General features: G+C 56.7%; 13 protein-coding genes. 3 read left to right on the top strand and 10 right to left on the bottom strand.

Annotated elements, in window-relative coordinates; all coding sequences use genetic code 11:
* Positions 1–47 precede the first annotated feature (47 nt).
* Entirely contained in the window at positions 48–1,055 is a 1,008-nt protein-coding gene (locus tag CWM54_RS15415; RefSeq protein ID WP_100697696.1) for a Gfo/Idh/MocA family oxidoreductase, read from the top strand.
* 383 nt (positions 1,056–1,438) lie between these two features.
* On the opposite strand, the gene CWM54_RS15405 is transcribed toward CWM54_RS15415, so the two are convergent.
* Genes CWM54_RS15405 through iolE form a run of 3 tightly spaced genes read right to left on the bottom strand, consistent with a single transcriptional unit; the run spans position 1,439 to position 4,569 of the window.
* Positions 1,439–2,470, bottom strand: a complete 1,032-nt coding sequence (locus CWM54_RS15405) for a Gfo/Idh/MocA family protein (RefSeq protein WP_100697692.1) — start codon at positions 2,468–2,470, stop codon at positions 1,439–1,441.
* 9 nt (positions 2,471–2,479) lie between these two features.
* A complete protein-coding gene (locus tag CWM54_RS15400; protein ID WP_086519398.1) occupies positions 2,480–3,652 on the bottom strand; it encodes a Gfo/Idh/MocA family protein in 1,173 nt (390 codons plus the stop codon).
* On the bottom strand, positions 3,649–4,569 hold the full coding sequence (iolE, locus tag CWM54_RS15395; RefSeq protein ID WP_100697690.1) for a myo-inosose-2 dehydratase: 921 nt from the start codon (positions 4,567–4,569) through the stop codon (positions 3,649–3,651). The genes CWM54_RS15400 and iolE overlap by 4 nt, the downstream gene beginning before the upstream one ends.
* Before the next feature lie 572 nt (positions 4,570–5,141).
* Between iolE and CWM54_RS15390 the strand changes: the two genes are divergently transcribed.
* Positions 5,142–5,567 (top strand): hypothetical protein, encoded by a 426-nt coding sequence (locus CWM54_RS15390; RefSeq protein ID WP_061155469.1) that lies wholly within the window; start codon positions 5,142–5,144, stop codon positions 5,565–5,567.
* Positions 5,568–5,660: 93 nt separating this feature from the next.
* On the opposite strand, the gene lysS is transcribed toward CWM54_RS15390, so the two are convergent.
* From lysS to CWM54_RS15350, 7 genes are all read right to left on the bottom strand, one after another.
* The gene (gene lysS / locus CWM54_RS15385) at positions 5,661–7,178 is read right to left on the bottom strand and encodes a lysine--tRNA ligase (protein WP_004202393.1); all 1,518 of its coding nucleotides are present in this window, start codon (positions 7,176–7,178) and stop codon (positions 5,661–5,663) included.
* A gap of 331 nt (positions 7,179–7,509) precedes the next feature.
* Positions 7,510–8,985 (bottom strand): dipeptide permease DtpD, encoded by a 1,476-nt coding sequence (gene dtpD, locus CWM54_RS15380; RefSeq protein ID WP_012542563.1) that lies wholly within the window; start codon positions 8,983–8,985, stop codon positions 7,510–7,512.
* A gap of 61 nt (positions 8,986–9,046) precedes the next feature.
* The gene (gene cadA, locus CWM54_RS15375; protein WP_061155471.1) at positions 9,047–11,194 is read right to left on the bottom strand and encodes a lysine decarboxylase CadA; all 2,148 of its coding nucleotides are present in this window, start codon (positions 11,192–11,194) and stop codon (positions 9,047–9,049) included.
* Between the two features lie 82 nt (positions 11,195–11,276).
* Complete coding sequence (cadB, locus tag CWM54_RS15370) at positions 11,277–12,614, bottom strand: cadaverine/lysine antiporter (protein WP_061155472.1); 1,338 nt, start codon at positions 12,612–12,614, stop codon at positions 11,277–11,279.
* A gap of 365 nt (positions 12,615–12,979) precedes the next feature.
* Positions 12,980–14,542 (bottom strand): lysine decarboxylation/transport transcriptional activator CadC, encoded by a 1,563-nt coding sequence (cadC, locus tag CWM54_RS15360; protein ID WP_100697688.1) that lies wholly within the window; start codon positions 14,540–14,542, stop codon positions 12,980–12,982.
* Between the two features lie 292 nt (positions 14,543–14,834).
* Entirely contained in the window at positions 14,835–15,107 is a 273-nt protein-coding gene (locus tag CWM54_RS15355) for a DUF1471 domain-containing protein (RefSeq protein WP_002892402.1), read from the bottom strand.
* 100 nt (positions 15,108–15,207) lie between these two features.
* Positions 15,208–16,128 (bottom strand): Kdo(2)-lipid IV(A) acyltransferase, encoded by a 921-nt coding sequence (locus CWM54_RS15350; protein ID WP_100681957.1) that lies wholly within the window; start codon positions 16,126–16,128, stop codon positions 15,208–15,210.
* Between the two features lie 510 nt (positions 16,129–16,638).
* Between CWM54_RS15350 and CWM54_RS15340 the strand changes: the two genes are divergently transcribed.
* Entirely contained in the window at positions 16,639–17,505 is an 867-nt protein-coding gene (locus tag CWM54_RS15340; protein WP_100681955.1) for a GNAT family N-acetyltransferase, read from the top strand.
* Positions 17,506–17,516: the final 11 nt, after the last annotated feature.

The following is a 17,516-nucleotide window of genomic DNA, read 5'->3' as shown; positions in this document are numbered from 1 at the left end:
CAAACCGATTATGGTGGCAACGTCCCCTCGCCATTCTGGAGAAAAAAATGATCTGCAAACGTTTTGCCCTGGTAGGCAGTGGTTTTATCGGTCAGGTTCATGCCGCCAGTCTTGCCCGTCATGAAGGAAGTGCGCTGACGATGGTGGCCGATGCCGCCCCGGAGCGCGCCCAGGCGCTGGCCGCCCGCTATGGCGCCCGGGCGGTGACAGTGAGCGAGGCGATCCATAGCGACGCCATCGACGCGGTGCTGATCGCCAGTTCAACCCCGTCGCATGCCGAACTGCTGGAAGCCGCCGCCCGGGCGGGCAAGGCGGTCTATTGCGAAAAACCTATCGACCTCTCCCTGGCGCGCGCCCGCGAGGTGGTGGAGCGGGTGCTCCCCCTGAACGTGCCGGTGACTGTCGGCTTTAACCGGCGCTTCGACAGCAGCCATCAGCAGCTCCGCCGCCAGCTGGAGCAAGGGCTGATCGGCCGGGTCGAGCTGGTGCAGATGGTCTGCCGCGCCTCCAGCATGCCGCCGCTCGACTATCTGCGCAGCTCCGGCGGCCAGATGCGCGATCAGGCGATCCACTTCTTCGATCTCCTGCGCTTTCTCACTGGCGATGAAGTGCGCACCGTGGCGGCGATGGGCGCGGCGCTGGCCCTGCCGGACATCGCCGAATTTGGCGATGTCGACACCTCTATCCTGATGATGCAGATGCGCGGCGGCGCGCTGGCGCAGCTGGACAACACCCGCCGCACCGGCCACGGGTATGATGAACGGATCACGCTGCTGGGCGCCAAAGGCGCACTGGAGTCCGGCAGCCAGTCGCCGGCGGGCCCTACCCTGTGGCGCGGCAATCAGCGCATAGAGCCGGGCCTGTGGCCAGACTGGTTCAGCCGGGTACAGGGATCTTATTACCAGCATCTTGACGCCTTTATTCGCACCCTGAATGGTGAAACCGTGGCCGACCTGCCCGGCCTGCTGGACGGCCTGCAGGCGCAGGCCATTGCCGAAGCGGCGGTTCAGTCCCTGCAGCATGGCCAGTTTGTCGCCGTCGACGACTGCCGCTGAGTGGTTGCGTGGCAACCGCTATCAGGCGCTGTACCAGCCTTTATGCCGGGCGGCGGCGACGCCTTGCCCGGCCCACATAACACAGGCATTAATCCGCTTTAATATCAAACGGTTGCAGAAACCTCGTAGGCCCGCGCAAGCGCAGCGCCGCCGGGCAAGGACAGCGGGCACGGAGCCGCTTTTATACCGGGCGGCGGCGACGCCTTGCCCGGCCTACATAACACAGGCATTAATACACTGTAATATCAAACGGTTGCATAGATATCGTAGGCCCGTGCAAGCGCAGCGCCGCCGGGCAACAGACATCAGGCATCGTACGCGTCCTGGTGCCGGGCAATGGCAGATACGCTCGCGCTGTCTGCAAACCAAAGCCCGGCCAACCCTTAGCGTTCTTCGTTAAACACCGCGCCCACCTGGCGCCGCACCTCATCCATCACCTGCAGATTCTGCAGCACCCGACTGAGCGGCCGCAGCGGCGAGTCCTGCAACCCCTGCCCGATGCACCAGGCAAAATGCTCCGCCTGCCAGAACAGCTGGTCGTAGCGATTGCGCGGCTCTTCCCAGCGCAGCGCCTGTCCGCCCTGGCTGGCGGCGAGCGTGAAGCCGCCGGGGGCATAGAATTGACCGTCGAGCGTCAGGGTCGCCTGGCGTCCGGCCACCACCGCCCCGCCCGGCGTGTTGCTGAATAACGTGGTGTTTAACAACCCCTGCATCCCGTTCTGCCAGCCGAACAGCATCGACGTCTGACCGTTAAGCCCCTCCGCCGTGGCGCTGCCGCGGGCGACAATCTCCTGCGGCATGCCGCCCACCATCAGCGCAAACGAGGTCAAATAGCTGCCGAGGTCCATCATCGGCCCGCCGGCAAGGTCGGCATTGAAGATGCGGTGGTCGGGGGTGAAATACTCGCCGTGATCGGCCAGCAGGGTATGCAGGTCGCCGAGCGCCCCATCCTCCAGCAGCTGGCGGATCACATCATATTTCGGCGCGTAATCGCACCACATCGCCTCCAGCGCCAGCTTCCCCTGGCGGGCGGCTTCGGCCTGCAGCTCACGCCCTTCGCCGAGGTTGAGCGCGAAGGGCTTCTCAATCAGCACGTGTTTACCCGCCTTCAGCGCCTGCATGCCGTCGGGAAAGTGATGGTTGTGCGGCGTCGCAATGTACACCGCATCAATATCCGGGCGCGCCAGCATCTCCTCCACCTGGCCGTAAGCCTGGGGGATCCCCCATTCCGCGGCCACCCGCTCGGCCTTCGCCTGGCTGCGGGAGGCCACCGCCACCACCTGCTGCCGGCTGTAGGTTTTCAATGCATGAACAAAGCGCTCGGCGATCCAGCCAGGACCGATAATGCCCCAGCGCAGGGAGGGAATGCTCTGCGCCGCCGGGCGGCGCGGGGTCGGTAAGTGTGAGGGAAACATAGCGGCTCCTTAGTCTTTAACCACGTTCACCCAGCGACGGCTGGCCATCGAGGCTTCAATCGCCGACAGCACGCGCTGATTCTGCAAACCAAATTCGAAGTTGGGATAGCAGTCATCGTCCCCGCAAATCCCCTGCACCAGGTCATGCACTTCGATCACCTTGACGTCAAAATAGCCCAGCCCGCCGCCGCCAAAATCGAAGCCGAAGAAGCCGGCATAGGCCGGGATCTGGCTCCCGGCATACAGCGTCTTAAAGCCGCGGTCGTGTTTGTCATCGTTGAAGCGATACACCTGCAGCTCGTTAAAGCGCTCCCCGTCCATATACAGCGTGCCTTCGGTGCCGGAGACCTCCCAGAACACGCCGAAGATCCGCCCAGCGGCGATGCGCGAGGCCTCAATCACTCCCGCCGCGCCGCTGTCGAAATTGACCAGGCACTGAACCTGATCGTCATTTTCTACTTCCCGCCACTCGGCATCGGCCGCGACCCGGCTGGCATACCCGGCATCGCGCTGCGGCACCGGACGCTGGCGCAGGCAGGTTTGCGCGCTGGCGGTCACTTCGCGGATCCCGCCCAGCAAAAACTGGGCGACCGACAGGGTATGGGCGCCAAGGTCGCCAAGCGCCCCGCTGCCGCCGAGGGTTTTCGAGCAGCGCCAGGACCAGGGCAGGTTAGGGTCGTTATAAAACCCCTGATCAAAGGTGCCGCGAAAGCGCACCGGTTCGCCAATATCGCCCCGGGCGATAATCTGCTTTGCCAGCAGTGCCGCCGGCGTTTTGATGTTGTTAAAGGCCACCATGGTCTTCACCCCCGCGCGCCGTGCCGCCTGCGCCATCTCCTGCGCCTGCTGCTCGTTGACCGCCAGCGGCTTCTCGCAATAGACATGTTTACCCGCCGCGATCGCCGCCATCGCCATTGTGTAGTGCAGATGGTTCGGCGAGGTGATATCCACCACATCAACCTGCGGATCGTTTACCAGCTCGCGCCAGTCGCCGTAGGCCTTTTCCGCCCCCAGTTTCGCCGCATGGCGTTCAGCCATCGCCTGATCCTGATCCGCCAGCGCGTAGAGATGCGGGCGCTTCGGCAGATCGGGATAGAACATCGCCGCACGACGGTACGCGTCGGCGTGTGCCTGACCCATAAAACCCGAGCCGATAAGACCGATATTTAACCGCGCGCTCATGCTGCGTGCTCCTCTGACGGTGAAGGGGAAGATAAATGGTGCGCCAGCCAGGCATAGGCGCGGCGGGCGGTGGCCAACGGCGGCGCCATCGCCGGGTCCTGCTCGGCTTCGATAATCAGCCAGCCGCGGTAGTCGCTGTCCCGGACGAAGTCGAGGATCGGCGCATAGTCGATGCAGCCGTCGCCTGGGATGGTAAACAGCCCGGCGCGCACCGCCTCGTTAAAGCTCAGGTTTTCACGATACAGACGCCCCAGCACCTGCGGACGCACGTCTTTCAGATGCAGATGGCGGATACGGTGGCCATATTTTTGCAGCACGCGCGGGATCTCGATCCCGGCGACAAAGGCGTGCCCGGTATCAAACGCCAGCCCGACGTTGTCATGGGTGTGAGACAGAAACCGCTCCAGCTCGTCATCATGCTCCACCAGCATCATCAGATGATGGTGATAGGCCAGCTGGAGGCCATAGTCGCGTAGCAGCAGGTCGGCAAAGGTATTTAGCTTGTGGCAATACGCCGTCAGGCTGACGCGGCTTAACGGCGGCGAGAGCGAAATAGGCTCATCAAGCGGGGTTTCACCCGGCAGTTGCCCGCACTCGCCGTAAACCATCACCCTCGCGCCGAGCTGCCGGAGGAGTTGCGCGTGCTCCCGCACCGCCTCCAGCTCCGCTTCCACGCTGCGGTCGGCCAGCAAGCCGCTGTACCAGCCGGACGCCAGGCGCAGGTCAGCCGCCGCCAGCAGCGGGCCCAGCGTCTCTGCCTGACGGGGAAATTTCCGTCCTAATTCAATGCCCTGATAGCCCGCCTCCCGCGCCTCGCGCAGGCAGGTATCCAGGGGGATATCGCCGCCTAAATCCTCCAGCACATCGTTGGTCCAGCACAGGGGGCTCACGCCCCACTGCAGATGCTCTGTCGCCATCTTGTTCTCCTTTTCACCCTGTGGTCTTGTCTGGCGTCACTATAAGCAGGCGACGACCGACGATGAAAACGGAGAAATGATGGAAATCCATCATTGCGCTGGCGATATATCCGCTATTTCAGGTAACCCTGAAAAATAAATGGAAATAATGCTTGCCGCCAGCTTATTTTGCGGATAAAAATTACTGGCTTAATAACCCGACTCAGAGGTTATCCCTTTCATTCGAAATATGATGATAGCAATATGAAAAAAACTCAACACCGCACCGGCGCGGGCTTTAGTGCTGCGCCCAGGCCTGGCCTGCTGTTATTTGCGTAAGTGACAAATAGCCACTTTTAAAACATCAATTACTTAACATTCTCTCTGCAATAATATGACAAGCAGCGGGAAGGCTCTGTGATAAATAAGCTCAGGGTAATGATGTTTTACCATTAAATAACCCATCTCCTTCCTGGTAGTTATTTATCAGGAATGGCTGCGGTTATATTTATTCTGACGCCACCGGGAGAATGCACCAATGTGTATCAACCTTTATGACAATGCGCGCCGCTATCGCGATGAGAAACAATAAGATGAATAAGACCTGGCTTTTCACCACCCTCACCCTGGCGCTGGTTGCCGCCGCGCCGGCCCACGCCATTAGCGCGAAATACCGGGAACAGCTTGAACGTTCCGGTTGCACGCAGATGACCGACGGGACCACCTGCGATATTCATAAAACCAAAGCCGAGAATGCCGCCGCCGCGCAGCAGGCCAGCAGCGGCTTCGGCCCCTGGGTGGGCACCTGGTATGTTTATACGGAGTATGGCGATAAAATTGATGAGATTACCGTCACTGCTAAAACGGTGAAAACCCATGGTCATCTGGTCGAGGAGGCGAAAGCCAGCCAGGGTAAACTGACCTTCCGGGTGAAAAGCTCAGCGTTTACTCTCAACGACGCCTTTAACGGCGTCTGGACAAACGGCAGCCAGCGCGGCTCCCTGCAAAAAGTGCAGTAATCTCTCCGCCCCTGCCATGCGGCAGGGCAAACGACAGGATGGGGATAATGCAGGGAGGACCTCCCGGCGCAGGCCGGGAGGGAGTGCAACGGATTACTTCTGCGGACGCATGGCCGGGAAGAGGATCACGTCGCGGATGGTATGGCTGTTGGTAAACAGCATCACCATGCGGTCGATACCGATACCCAGACCCGCGGTCGGCGGCAGGCCGTACTCGAGGGCAGTCACGTAGTCTTCGTCGTAGAACATCGCTTCGTCATCGCCCGCCGCTTTGGCGTTCACCTGATCCTGGAAGCGCTGCGCCTGGTCTTCGGCATCGTTCAGCTCGCTGAAACCGTTACCGATTTCGCGGCCGCCGATGAAGAATTCAAAGCGGTCAGTGATTTCCGGGTTGACGTCGTTACGGCGCGCCAGCGGGGAAACTTCCGCCGGGTATTCGGTGATGAAGGTTGGCTGAATCAGATGCGCCTCCGCCACTTCGTCAAAGATTTCGGTGACGATACGTCCCAGACCCCAGCTTTTCTCTACCTGAATACCGAGAGATTCCGCCAGCGCTTTCGCCGCGTCGAAGTTATCCAGATCCGCCATGTTGGTTTCCGGACGGTGTTTCTTGATCGCTTCGCGCATGGTCAGTTTTTCAAACGGCTTACCGAAATCAAACACCTGGTCGCCATATGGCACTTCGGTTTTGCCCAGCACCGTCTGCGCCAGGGTGCGGAACAGCGACTCGGTCAGTTCGATCAGGTCTTTGTAGTCCGCATACGCCATATACAGTTCCATCATGGTGAACTCTGGGTTATGGCGTACGGAGATCCCTTCGTTACGGAAGTTACGATTGATTTCAAACACGCGTTCAAAGCCACCAACCACCAGACGTTTCAGATACAGTTCCGGCGCGATGCGCAGGTACATATCCAGATCCAGCGCGTTGTGATGGGTGATGAACGGACGGGCGGACGCCCCGCCAGGGATCACCTGCATCATCGGCGTTTCGACTTCCATAAAGCCGCGAGCCACCATGAACTGGCGCATGGTCGCGAGGATCTGCGAGCGGATACGGAACGTATGACGCGACTCTTCGTTGGCGATCAGATCCAGATAGCGCTGGCGATAGCGAACTTCCTGATCCTGCAGGCCGTGGAATTTATCCGGCAGCGGGCGCAGGGCTTTGGTCAGCAGACGCAGCTCAGTGCAGTGGATGGAAAGTTCGCCGGTTTGCGTTTTGAACAGCTTGCCGCGGGCGGCGATGATGTCGCCGAGGTCCCATTTTTTAAACTGTTCGTTGTAGACGCCTTCCGGCAGGTCATCGCGCGCCACGTACAGCTGAATGCGGCCGCCAACGTCCTGGAGGGTGACGAAGGAGGCTTTGCCCATCACGCGGCGGGTCATCATCCGGCCAGCCACCGCAACTTCAACGTTCAGGGAAGCGAGTTCATCGTTATCCTTCGCATCGAATTCAGCGTGCAATTGGTCAGAGGTATGATCGCGACGGAAGTCGTTGGGGAAGGCTACGCCCTGCTCACGCAGTGCAGCCAGTTTTTCGCGACGAGTTTTCAGTTCATTATTAAGGTCAATGGCCTCATCGGCACCTTGTGCTTGTTGTTCAGACATATGGATTCCTCATAACCTTGCTTTCAAACTAGCTTCGATAAATTGAACCAGGTCACCCTTCCGCGCGGCCTGTCTCTGGGAAGACACCAGAGCACAATCTTAACGATCCTGGATTCACTCCAAGCTGATCTCACTCAGCTATGGCTTCAGTAACGGTATTTTTTATCGTTGGCCTCCGCGCATGCCAGAATATCCTCCTCCTGTTCACTAAGCTGTGCAAGGAGCGACTTCGCGCTCCGCTGTTGATGTAATGCCCCCGGTCGCGCTGCGCTTACCGGGGCTACGAATCGCGGCCCGGATAAGGCGTTTACGCCACCAGCCGGGACGAGCGTCAGGCGCCGCCGCCGGTAACTTCACCGGCAGCCGCACGGCGTTTGCCGACGCTACAGGCCGCGGCAAAGGCGATAACGACCATCACCGCCACGCAGCCGAGGGTCCATTCGCCCATCTGCGAGAAGAAATGTTGATAGGCAGCAATCGCCGTGTCGCTAATTTGCGATTCGGTGGTTTGCTGCGCCACCACGCCCGCCAGCCAGTTGGCGACCGCGCCAGTGGCCAGCATATAGATCCCGGTCAACACCCCGGTGACGCCGGGCATGTTCAGACGGGTGATTTGCGCCATCGCCACCGGGTCGATAAACAGTTCGGCAAAGCCCATCATCGCCAGCCCGGCAACCATCATGCCCATCGAGGCCTGGCCGTCAGCCGCGCCGTGGCGGGCATTGAGCGCCAGCAGCATAAAGCCGCCGCCCATCAGCAGCAGGCCGAAAGCGAATTTCAGCCAGACGCGCAGCACCGAACGCACACTGCCTTCCGGGCGCATCAGCCACGCCAGCACCACGCCGGCCGCCATCACCGCCACCGCGTTGACCGACTGGAACAGCGCGGTCGGCACGTCCCAGTTCAGCAGGCGACGATTGACGAAGTGGTCGATAAACAGGCTAATCGAGCTCCCGCCCTGCTGCGCCAGCACCCAGAACAGCGTCCCGGCGAGCATCAGCAGGACGATCTGCCACAGCGCGCGACGATGCTCCGGGGCTTTGATCATGATCCGCGCCACCATCTGGGCGGCGAACAGGCAGACGATCGCCAGCAGATAGCCGGACCAGTTGTTTTGCAGCAGCAGCGTGAAGAACACCGGCGCCAGGCACAGCATCACCAGCAACCAGCCCCAGGTCGGCAGCACGAATTTCACCGCCCGTAGCGCCGGTTTATCGACGCCGCGGGTATGCCGGAAATGGCGGCTGCCGCTTAAGAAAATCATCAGGCCGATGAACATACCGATCCCCGCCAGGGCGAAGCCGATATGCCAGCCGTACCACTGCGCCGCCAGTCCACAGGCGATGGGCGCGGCAATCGAGCCGACGTTGCCGGCGGCGTACAGCAGCGAGAAGCCGCCGTCGCGACGCGGGTCGTCGTGAGCGTACAGTTCGCCGAGCAGGCAGCTGATATTGGATTTGAACAGGCCGTAGCCGCAGATAATGATCGCCAGCGCGACGTACAGGCTCCATGCCGAGGTCGACTCGACGCCCAGCACCACGTGGCCGAGGGTCATCAACAGCGCCCCGGCAATCACCGCCGTGCGGTTGCCGAGCAGGCGGTCGGCAAGCCAGCCGCCGAGAATAGGGGTTACGTAAACTAAAGATGCGTAGGCGCTGAACAGACTGATGGCGTGGCTATCGTCAAAGCCAAGCTGGTGGGTGAGGTAAAGGATGAGTAAGGCGCGCATGCCGTAAAAGCTGAAGTACTCCCAGATCTGGATCGCTACGATGTAGTAAATCGCGCGCGGCTGTGAGGGTGTTTTCATAGGTTCTCCTTGCAGCGTGAAAAAAGGGAAGTGGCAAGCCACTTCCCTTGTAGTGCGTCTATTACTTGTTGTTCTCTTCTTTCAGCACTTTAACGGTGTAACGACCATCCGCCTGACGGTATGCCCCGTGGATATCGGTTTCGAAGCCCGGGTAGTGAGCGCCGATTTCGCACAGCATCTGCAGGAATTCCAGCACCGGGCGGCTTTCTTCGGTGATCATTTCACCCGGCATCACCAGCGGTACTCCCGGAGGATACGGCAGGATCATGTTGGCGTTGACGCGGCCGACCATCTCTTCGAGGTACACTTCTTCCGTCTGACCGTGCAGCTCTTTCTGGAACGCGGCATACGGGGTCATCACCATCGATGGCAGCACTTCAAACGCGCGGAACATCAGGTCCGGCAGGTTGTGATGCTCAACCAGTTTATGAATGTTCTGCGCCAGGTCCTGAATACGCATGTTTTCATAGAATTCAGGATCTTCACGGTACAGAGACGGCAGCATGTTTTTCACCCGCAGGTTCAGGTCGAACGCGCGTTTGAAGTCGGTCAGCGCACGCAGCAGGCTCAGCGCTTTGGTTTTGTCGATACCGATGCTGAACAGGAACAGCAGGTTGTACGGACCGGTTTTCTCAACCACGATGCCGTGTTCGTCGAGATATTTCGCCACGATGCTTGCCGGAATACCGAAATCATCCATGGTGCCGTCTTTCTTCATCCCCGGAGTCAGCAGTGTGACTTTGATCGGGTCGAGGTACATGTGCTCGTTATCGATGTTTTTGAAACCGTGCCATGCGCTGTCAGAGCGCAGCGGCCAGCATTCAGCGCCATCGATATGCTCCGGCTGCCAGACGTCGAAGAACCAGCCGTCAGACTCGCCTTTCAGGCGTTTGATCTCTTTACGGAACTTGATGGAACGTTCGATAGAGCCGTCGATCAGACGCTTACCGGCGTTACCCTTCATCATCGCCGCCGCGGTTTCGGTGGACGCCACGATCCCATAATGCGGAGAGGTGGTGGTGTGCATCATGTAGGCTTCGTTGAAGGTCTCTTCGTTAACGTCGCCTTTCACGTGGATCATCGATGCCTGGGAGAATGCCGCCAGCAGTTTGTGCGTGGACTGGGTTTCGTAAATGACTTTCCCTTCGACACGGCCGCCGCTCATCCCGCATTTGCCTTCATAGATCGGCGAGAAGTTGGTGTAAGGCACCCATGCGGAGTCAAAGTGGATGGATTTCACATCCAGGGTTTTCTTGATGAAGTCGGTGTTATACAGCAGACCATCATAGGTCGAGTTGGTGATAACCGCGTGTACCGGCCAGGTCGCGTTCGGCGTCTCTTTCACACGCTTGGCGATAGTCGCGTGCTGGAATTCGCTCTGCGGGATACCGCCGAGGATACCGTAGGCGTTACGGGTCGGGCGGAAGTAGATCGGCGTAATGTCGCTCATCATCATCAGGTGAGTCAGCGATTTGTGACAGTTACGGTCAATCAGCACGGTGCTGCCGGCTGGCGCGGAGTACATGCCGACGATTTTGTTGGCAGTAGAAGTACCGTTGGTCACCATGTAGCTGCGTTCAGCGTTAAAGACGCGAGCGATATACTCTTCCGCCTCTTTGTGCGGGCCGCTGTGGTCCAGCAGAGAACCCAGTTCAGAAACCGAAATGGAGATATCGGATTTCATGGTATTCGGGCCAAAGAAATCATAGAAAATGCTGCCTACCGGGCTTTTCTGGAACGCGGTACCGCCCATGTGGCCAGGGGTACAGAAGGTGTATTTACCTTCACGGACATATTTGAACAGCGCTTTGGTCAGCGGCGGCAGAATGGTGTCGATGTATTCGTCAGTGTTCTGTTTGATTTTGTTCGCGATATCTTCCGCGGCGCCCAGCGCATATTCGAAGAAGCGAACCTGCATGCGCAGATCGTTCAGGCTAACGTCCAGAGTGGAGTAGGTGTTAGCGAACGCGTACAGCGGCATGTACTCATTCATTTTGCTGATTTCTTCGCACAGTTCGAGATTGTATTTATCCCAGTCGAAGATCACGCCGCACAGACGAGAGTTATTTTCGATAAGTTTTAATAAGTCGTCACGGTCGTTCGGGTAGACAATACGGAAGTCCAGGCGTTCGAGAGCACGATGCAGTTCACGGATGGGTTCTTCTTTGAAGTAAACACCCATGTGATTCATGATTGCAATAACGTTCATAGTCAAATCTCCAGATGTAGAAAGCCCCTCCCGTCGCGTTGTGACAGGTGATGGAAGGAGCCTCAGGAAAACGGGTTACTGATTAGTGCGCGTTAGCGGGGCTGTTGTTATCCGTTGCGTTGTTCTGCTGGCGCTGGTGCATTTTGCGACCGTAGAACATCAGGATAATCAGGCTAACGATAAAGGTGCCGGCCAGTTCGAAGGAGCTTGCGCCCATCAGCGCGATGAAGCAGAACACGCAACCCAGTACCGAACAAATCAGGCTAACGAAGTTACGGATGTTGATGCCTTCGAAACGAATCAGGTCAACACAGGAGTAGAAGTAAGGCAGCATGGTCAGCAGTACTGCGATACCGGTCAGTTCGCCGAACAGGTCGGAGGCTTTACCACCGGCGGAGTTCATCAGGGTAATCAGCACCATCAGCGCGGTCATTTTCACCGCCGCCAGCAGCAGGCCTTTTTTCGGGATACCGTTGCTATCAAGCTCGCCGTACACTTTCGGGAAGTTACCGTCGTTGGCGGCACGTACACCGGCCTGGCCAACCAGCATCATCCACGAGCCCAGAGACGTCAGGCAAGCGAAGGCAGTGAAAGCGGAAACCATCGGAGCAGCCCAGCCGCCGAGAATGGTAGAGGCGCTAATCGCGAACGGCGCACCGGATGCGGCCATCTGAGAAGCAGGATACATACCGGCGATAACCTGAGTCGCGGCGATATAGACGATACCGGCCATCGCAGTACCCAGCATGGTAGCCAGCGGGACAGTACGTTTCGGGTTTTTTACCATCCCGGTACTGACGGCGGCGGATTCGACGCCAACGAAGGCCCACAGGCAGAGCAGGATACTTTTAATGACCGCGTGGCTATCGGTGGTGCTGGAGGTGTTCCAGTTCGCCTGATAGGTCGCTGCGTCAAACCAGTGCCAGCCGACAACCGCGGTCATCACCACTGGAATAAGCACCAGTACCAGACCAATAGTGGTCAGACGGCTGACCCAGGTTCCGCCGAGCATATTAACGAAAGTAAAGATCCACACGATGGCAATACAGGCAATACCTGCTGGCACCGGGTTATTTAAAATTGGGAAGAACGTAGAGAGATAAGAAACTGCGGTAATCCCGATGGCCAGGTTACCAATCCAGTTTGCATGATAATAAAGCACACCAGTCTGGAAACCGAATGCGGGAGATATTTCCCCGGCGTAGGCAATTGGACCACCCTGCTGCGGGTTCTTAGTGGCCAGTCGGGCATAAACATAAGCCAGAGACATCGCACCAATAATTGAAATTACCCAGCCCCAAATGGCAATACCACCGATGCTGGCCAGGTTCGCAGGTAATAATGCAATACCGCTCCCCATCATATTACCGGCGACGACGCCGGTACAGGCAAATAGCCCGATCTTCTTGGCAGAACTCATGGTTGTTTTTCTCCTAAGTTTATTTGGGAGGTACAGATCATGATACAGAACCATTAATTGACCCGACCAACTGCCAACAAGATTACTGATTTGTACGAGATAAGTCCTAAAGATAAAGTGAAATAACAACAAACATCAGACAAATGATATTTTGAGCTTTTTCGCTTAACATATAAACATGACAACAGGGTGTCAGAAAAAGATAAACATCGTTGTATTACATGCAGTTAGAGTAAGGTGAGTGTGTTACTCAACTGTTATTTAAAGCCTCCAGAATGCTAAATATAAATAACAATCAGAGGCTTCATGAGAAACATAAATTTAACCTCATCACGCCAAAAACCTTGCGCGTGATGAGGGTTTACTTATTCTGAAGAGAGGAAATTATCGAGATACGGAACCACCCGGTTAACCGACGTCTGGAAAACGCCGTTTTCTATCCAGTACAGCGTATCTCCGCCGGGGCGTAAATTAAACGCGGTGATGTAAGAATCGGCAGCCAGCCGGTTCTCACCTTTCATCTCATAGACTTTGCCTAACAGCACATAATTCAGCCACGACATTTCTAAATCGATTGCACTGTTAATCGCGGTATTCGCTTCGTCGACTTTGCCTTTACCGAGCATATCCACCGCTTTTATTTGGTAATAAATCGCCATGTCTTTAATACCCGGCATCTCCCCTACCCGCTCAACTTCACTGTAGAGGGCAGCCAGCTGTTTATCGTCCAGCGGCTGCTGCGAATGGCGTAATACATCCACCAGCGTTTTTTCGGCATAGGCGTAAATAAAATCCGGCGCCCGCTTAATCACATCGTCCAGCAGACTGCTGGCCTTACTTAATGAATCGACATCGCCCTTCATTAGCAGCTGATGCGACTGGTAGAAGTAGGTTAACGCCACGCTTTGCGACGGCTGATACTGCCTGAGCATCGCCTGCATCCGCGCCGGCCACGGCTGCGTCAGGGCATCCGACAGGCTGTTCATCAGATCGTTCTGAATGGTCAGCTGGTTGTCATTGGTCACAAAGTAGCGTTTATCCAGCATCGTCGAGCTGTCAGCGTTATCCACCAGCTGGACCGACATAAAGCACTGCTGTGCCCGGTAGTGGCGCTGATTGACGAACTCAATGGTCAGCGTTTTCCCGGAACTGCTCGGCTCATTGATGTTGTAGTCCGTTTTGTCATGCACCATAAAGGTCGAGAAGGTGTTTAGCGAGGTGGTGATCAGGCTGGCCAGGCCGACCGCGTAGGAGTGCTGCGACGACCAGTTGGTGCAGGAGTTACCATTGACCAGGTGGATATCGATATCACGCGGATTAAGCAACAGGCGCGCCTTGTTAACCGGCGGCCGCGACTCTATGCTCGACAGCGCCACCAGCGCCACGCAGGTGCCCAGCGCCAGCAGAAACAGCCCCCACACCAGAGCGGTAGTGAGACGTTTGCGGGTTGACGGCGCGCTGGCGACGGCAGGCGCCGGTGCGGCGAGATCCGGAGGGGGTTCCGGCATGTCGGGCGGCGCAGCCGCCGCCGGTGGCATGGGCATGTCAGCCGACGGTGAAGACGTCAGCACCTCCATCTGCGGGGCGAGTTCCTCCCCCTCCTCGGTGCACCAGATCACCGGCACCGTGAGCTTATACCCCCGTTTGGGTACCGTCGCGATGTACTCAAGGCTAACGTCATCGCCGTCTTTGAGCGACTTGCGCAGTTCGGAAATACTCTGCGTGACGACGTGGCTGGTCACAACGTTACGGGTCCAGACGTTTTCGATAAGCTCGTCCCGGCTAAGCACTTCCCCCGGATGGCGAGCAAAAAAGACCAGAAGGTCGATTAAACGCGGTTCAAGGGTAAGCTGGCGCCCCTTCCTGCTGATTTGGTTTACAGAGGGGGTTACCAGCCATTCACCGACGCGAACAACAGGTTGTAGCATACAAGAAAGCCCCAGACAAAAAGGGAAAGGCGCGATGATAACACATTTGTCCTACCTATTTTTGCCAGGGGTCACTCCCTCAGGCATTAGGTCGGAATTCGCCTTTTGCGGCAATGAAAAGCAATATTTCATTAACATCGTGATCATGAAATTTATATATAGCGATAAAAACGCGTTTTCGCTGTCGAGATTGCCGGTGGAAATTCCCGTCGCAGGAAAAAAATAAGCCTGGAGGCTTAACGCGCTCCAGGCTCAGTCTGTCGCGCGCCGCGATGGCACGCTTTAAAAAAGGTTATTTATACACTTCCGCTGTGGCTTCGAAGTTAGGACCATGCTCGCGCGCAGCGGTAATCACGTAATATTTTCCGCCTTTCTCATCGGCCAGCTTAGAGAGCTGATCGTGCAGATCGGAAGGCGAAGAGAACTCGCCACCGGACGGCCCTACCGAGATCGGTCCGACCTTGGTCAGTTTGAAGTGTTTCACTTCTTCTTTGGTGATCAACTGCGCGGCGGACGCGCCAAATGCAACGGCGGAAAGGGCTAACGCGACTATCACTTTTTTCATCCTGCAATCTCCTTGGAATTAGCCTTCAGTCAGGCTCTTTCAGTATAGACGGCGATTTACTGAGCGTGCTACCGATGCGCTTATTTTTTGGCCGAAGCGTTCAGTAACGCGGCGGTACCCCTTCCGGACGGGTCTTAAAACGCCGGTGTAGCCACATATATTGCTCGGGCGCCATCAGGATGCACTGTTCGATGATCTGATTCATCCATGCCGCCGTGACCTCGGCACTCGCCAGCGGCGGCGTGCGCTCCGGCGTCAGGGAGATCAGCTCATACCCCATGCCGTTGGGCTTGCGCCGCGGAACAAACGGCACAATTGTCGCTCCGGACATTTTCGCCAGCATCCAGGTGCCGGTGGTGGTCGCCGCCTGCTCGACGGCAAACAGCGGCGCAAAAACGCTGCTGGCCGGACCGTAATCGTGATCTGGCGCATACCAGAGGATCTCCCCATCCTTTAGCGCCCTGACCATCCCTTTCAGATTTTTTCGATCCAGCATGGTCTTGTTAGAGCGTAAGCGTCCCCAGGTCTGCAGCCAGTCAATCAGCGGATTGTCATTGGGCCGGTAGACGCCAATGCCTGGGGTAAACATGCCATACATCCGCGCCCCCATTTCGAGGGTCAGAAAATGGATACCGATCAGTAAGATGCCCTGTTTTTGTTCGAGGAGTTCGATCACCTCGTTAACGCCGCTGGTCTCGGTCCAGCGCGCCACCCGGTGCGTCGGCCAGAACCAGGCCATGCCGGTCTCCATCAGCCCCATACCCAGCGATTCAAAGTTTTTCACCAGCAACGCCTCGCGGTCGGCGGCGCTCATCTCGGGAAAGCAGAGTTCGAGATTACGTCTGGCAATCCGCGCGCGGCTTTTCATCACCCGCATCGCCAGTCGCCCAAGCGCCGTCCCCAGACGGTAGATCACCGGATACGGTAATTGCACCAGCAGCCATAAAAAGCCAATTCCCAGCCATAACAGCCAGTAACGCGGGTGCAACAGCGCGCGGGAAAATTTGGGTAAATTTGACATAGTAATCCTGTTAATTCACTCAATAATAGCTGAGCAAAAACCGCGAAATAAAGTAGCGGATCCTGCATGTTGTATTTTTCCAATTCGTGCGGTAATACTCAGACACCAGACGCGTTATTATAAGTTAACGCTTAAACCATTTCAGCCATTGCGCTGGCACTTACCTATTATTAGACTCACCGAGTAAGATTTCCTGTTTTATACGGAAATAAATAAACCTAACCTCTACGGCGCGGCCGATTGCCGACAAAGTAACCAGTGAATTTTCTCAGCGCCGGTTTTGTTGCTCCTCTTCGTCGGCCTGCAGCATGGCGATAACAGACACTGTAGCGAAACGTTCAGCTTCATCCGGCGACGCCAGCATGCGGTTATTTGTGACTGGGGCAATGGTTAAGCATCGACATTGCTGATCCTTTTCCCAGATATGCTACGTTTACAGCGCTCATTCGACGCAAGTGCCTTTGCCGACGTCGCCGCTTTCAGAAGCCATAGTGAGAAGGAACTATGACAATGAATTATCAATTAGTGAAGCAAGTCAGAGAAAATAGCCCATTAAGAAAAAGCTTCATTGACCTTGCCGTTAAGACTTTTGATCTGTCTTTTGAAGAGTGGTATCAGCAAGGTTACTGGACCGACGCCTATATCCCCTACGCCTTTGTCGAACGCAATAAAGTTATCGCTAACGCTTCGGCCAATATCATCGACCTGCGCTGGCAGGGCGAGCCCCGGCGTTATATTCAGATTGGCACCGTGATGACCGAACCGGACCACCGTAATAAGGGATTAGCCGGCCAGCTTATCCATCACATCCTGCAGGACTGGCAGCAGGAGGCGGACGCCTTCTTTTTATTCGCCAATCCCACTACAGTGGATTTTTATCCCAAATTTGGCTTCACCCGCAGCGAAGAGCATCAATATATTATGCCGGTCTCCCCGCGAGCCGGTGATTTTCGCAAACTGAATATGGACAGCGCAGACGATGTTGCCCTGCTCCGCCATTACTACGAAAAATCCAACCCGTTCTCACCGCTGCGGGTGGAGCATAATTTTGGCCTGCTGATGTTTTACTGCTCAGCCTTTATGAAGCATTTCGTCTATTACTCGGCAAAAAATGAGGCGGTGGTTATCGCCATGCAAAACGGTCCGGTGCTGATCTGCTTTGACCTCTTCTGCGAGGAGGGTAAGAGCCTGTCGACGCTGGTCAACGAACTGGCCGATGACCATGTTTACCAGGCCATACTCGGTTTTACCCCCAGTGAAGACCGGCTCGGCGAGTACGAGAAGATTGAGGGAGAAGATATCCTCTTCGTCTATGACCAGAAGGAAAATCTGTTTAAAGACAGGAAGTTGATGTTTCCTTTATTGGCTCATGCCTGACGACGCTACGC

This window comes from Klebsiella sp. D-Nf1, assembly GCF_002810515.1.
Taxonomy (GTDB): Bacteria; Pseudomonadota; Gammaproteobacteria; order Enterobacterales; family Enterobacteriaceae; genus Klebsiella; species Klebsiella variicola.
The sequence above is the reverse complement of the archived record's forward strand: the minus strand, read 5'-3'. Positions and strand labels throughout refer to the sequence as shown.

Bases quoted from the DNA above. Each gene is read 5' to 3' on its own strand.
- CWM54_RS15400 (WP_086519398.1), bottom strand. From the start codon at position 3,652: ATGAGCGCGCGGTTAAATATCGGTCTTATCGGCTCGGGTTTTATGGGT.
- CWM54_RS15390 (WP_061155469.1), top strand. From the start codon at position 5,142: ATGAATAAGACCTGGCTTTTCACCACCCTCACCCTGGCGCTGGTTGCC.
- dtpD (WP_012542563.1), bottom strand. From the start codon at position 8,985: ATGAAAACACCCTCACAGCCGCGCGCGATTTACTACATCGTAGCGATC.
- iolE (WP_100697690.1), bottom strand. From the start codon at position 4,569: ATGGCGACAGAGCATCTGCAGTGGGGCGTGAGCCCCCTGTGCTGGACC.
- CWM54_RS15405 (WP_100697692.1), bottom strand. From the start codon at position 2,470: ATGTTTCCCTCACACTTACCGACCCCGCGCCGCCCGGCGGCGCAGAGC.
- CWM54_RS15355 (WP_002892402.1), bottom strand. From the start codon at position 15,107: ATGAAAAAAGTGATAGTCGCGTTAGCCCTTTCCGCCGTTGCATTTGGC.
- CWM54_RS15415 (WP_100697696.1), top strand. From the start codon at position 48: ATGATCTGCAAACGTTTTGCCCTGGTAGGCAGTGGTTTTATCGGTCAG.
- cadB (WP_061155472.1), bottom strand. From the start codon at position 12,614: ATGAGTTCTGCCAAGAAGATCGGGCTATTTGCCTGTACCGGCGTCGTC.
- CWM54_RS15350 (WP_100681957.1), bottom strand. From the start codon at position 16,128: ATGTCAAATTTACCCAAATTTTCCCGCGCGCTGTTGCACCCGCGTTAC.
- CWM54_RS15340 (WP_100681955.1), top strand. From the start codon at position 16,639: ATGAATTATCAATTAGTGAAGCAAGTCAGAGAAAATAGCCCATTAAGA.
- lysS (WP_004202393.1), bottom strand. From the start codon at position 7,178: ATGTCTGAACAACAAGCACAAGGTGCCGATGAGGCCATTGACCTTAAT.
- cadA (WP_061155471.1), bottom strand. From the start codon at position 11,194: ATGAACGTTATTGCAATCATGAATCACATGGGTGTTTACTTCAAAGAA.
- cadC (WP_100697688.1), bottom strand. From the start codon at position 14,542: ATGCTACAACCTGTTGTTCGCGTCGGTGAATGGCTGGTAACCCCCTCT.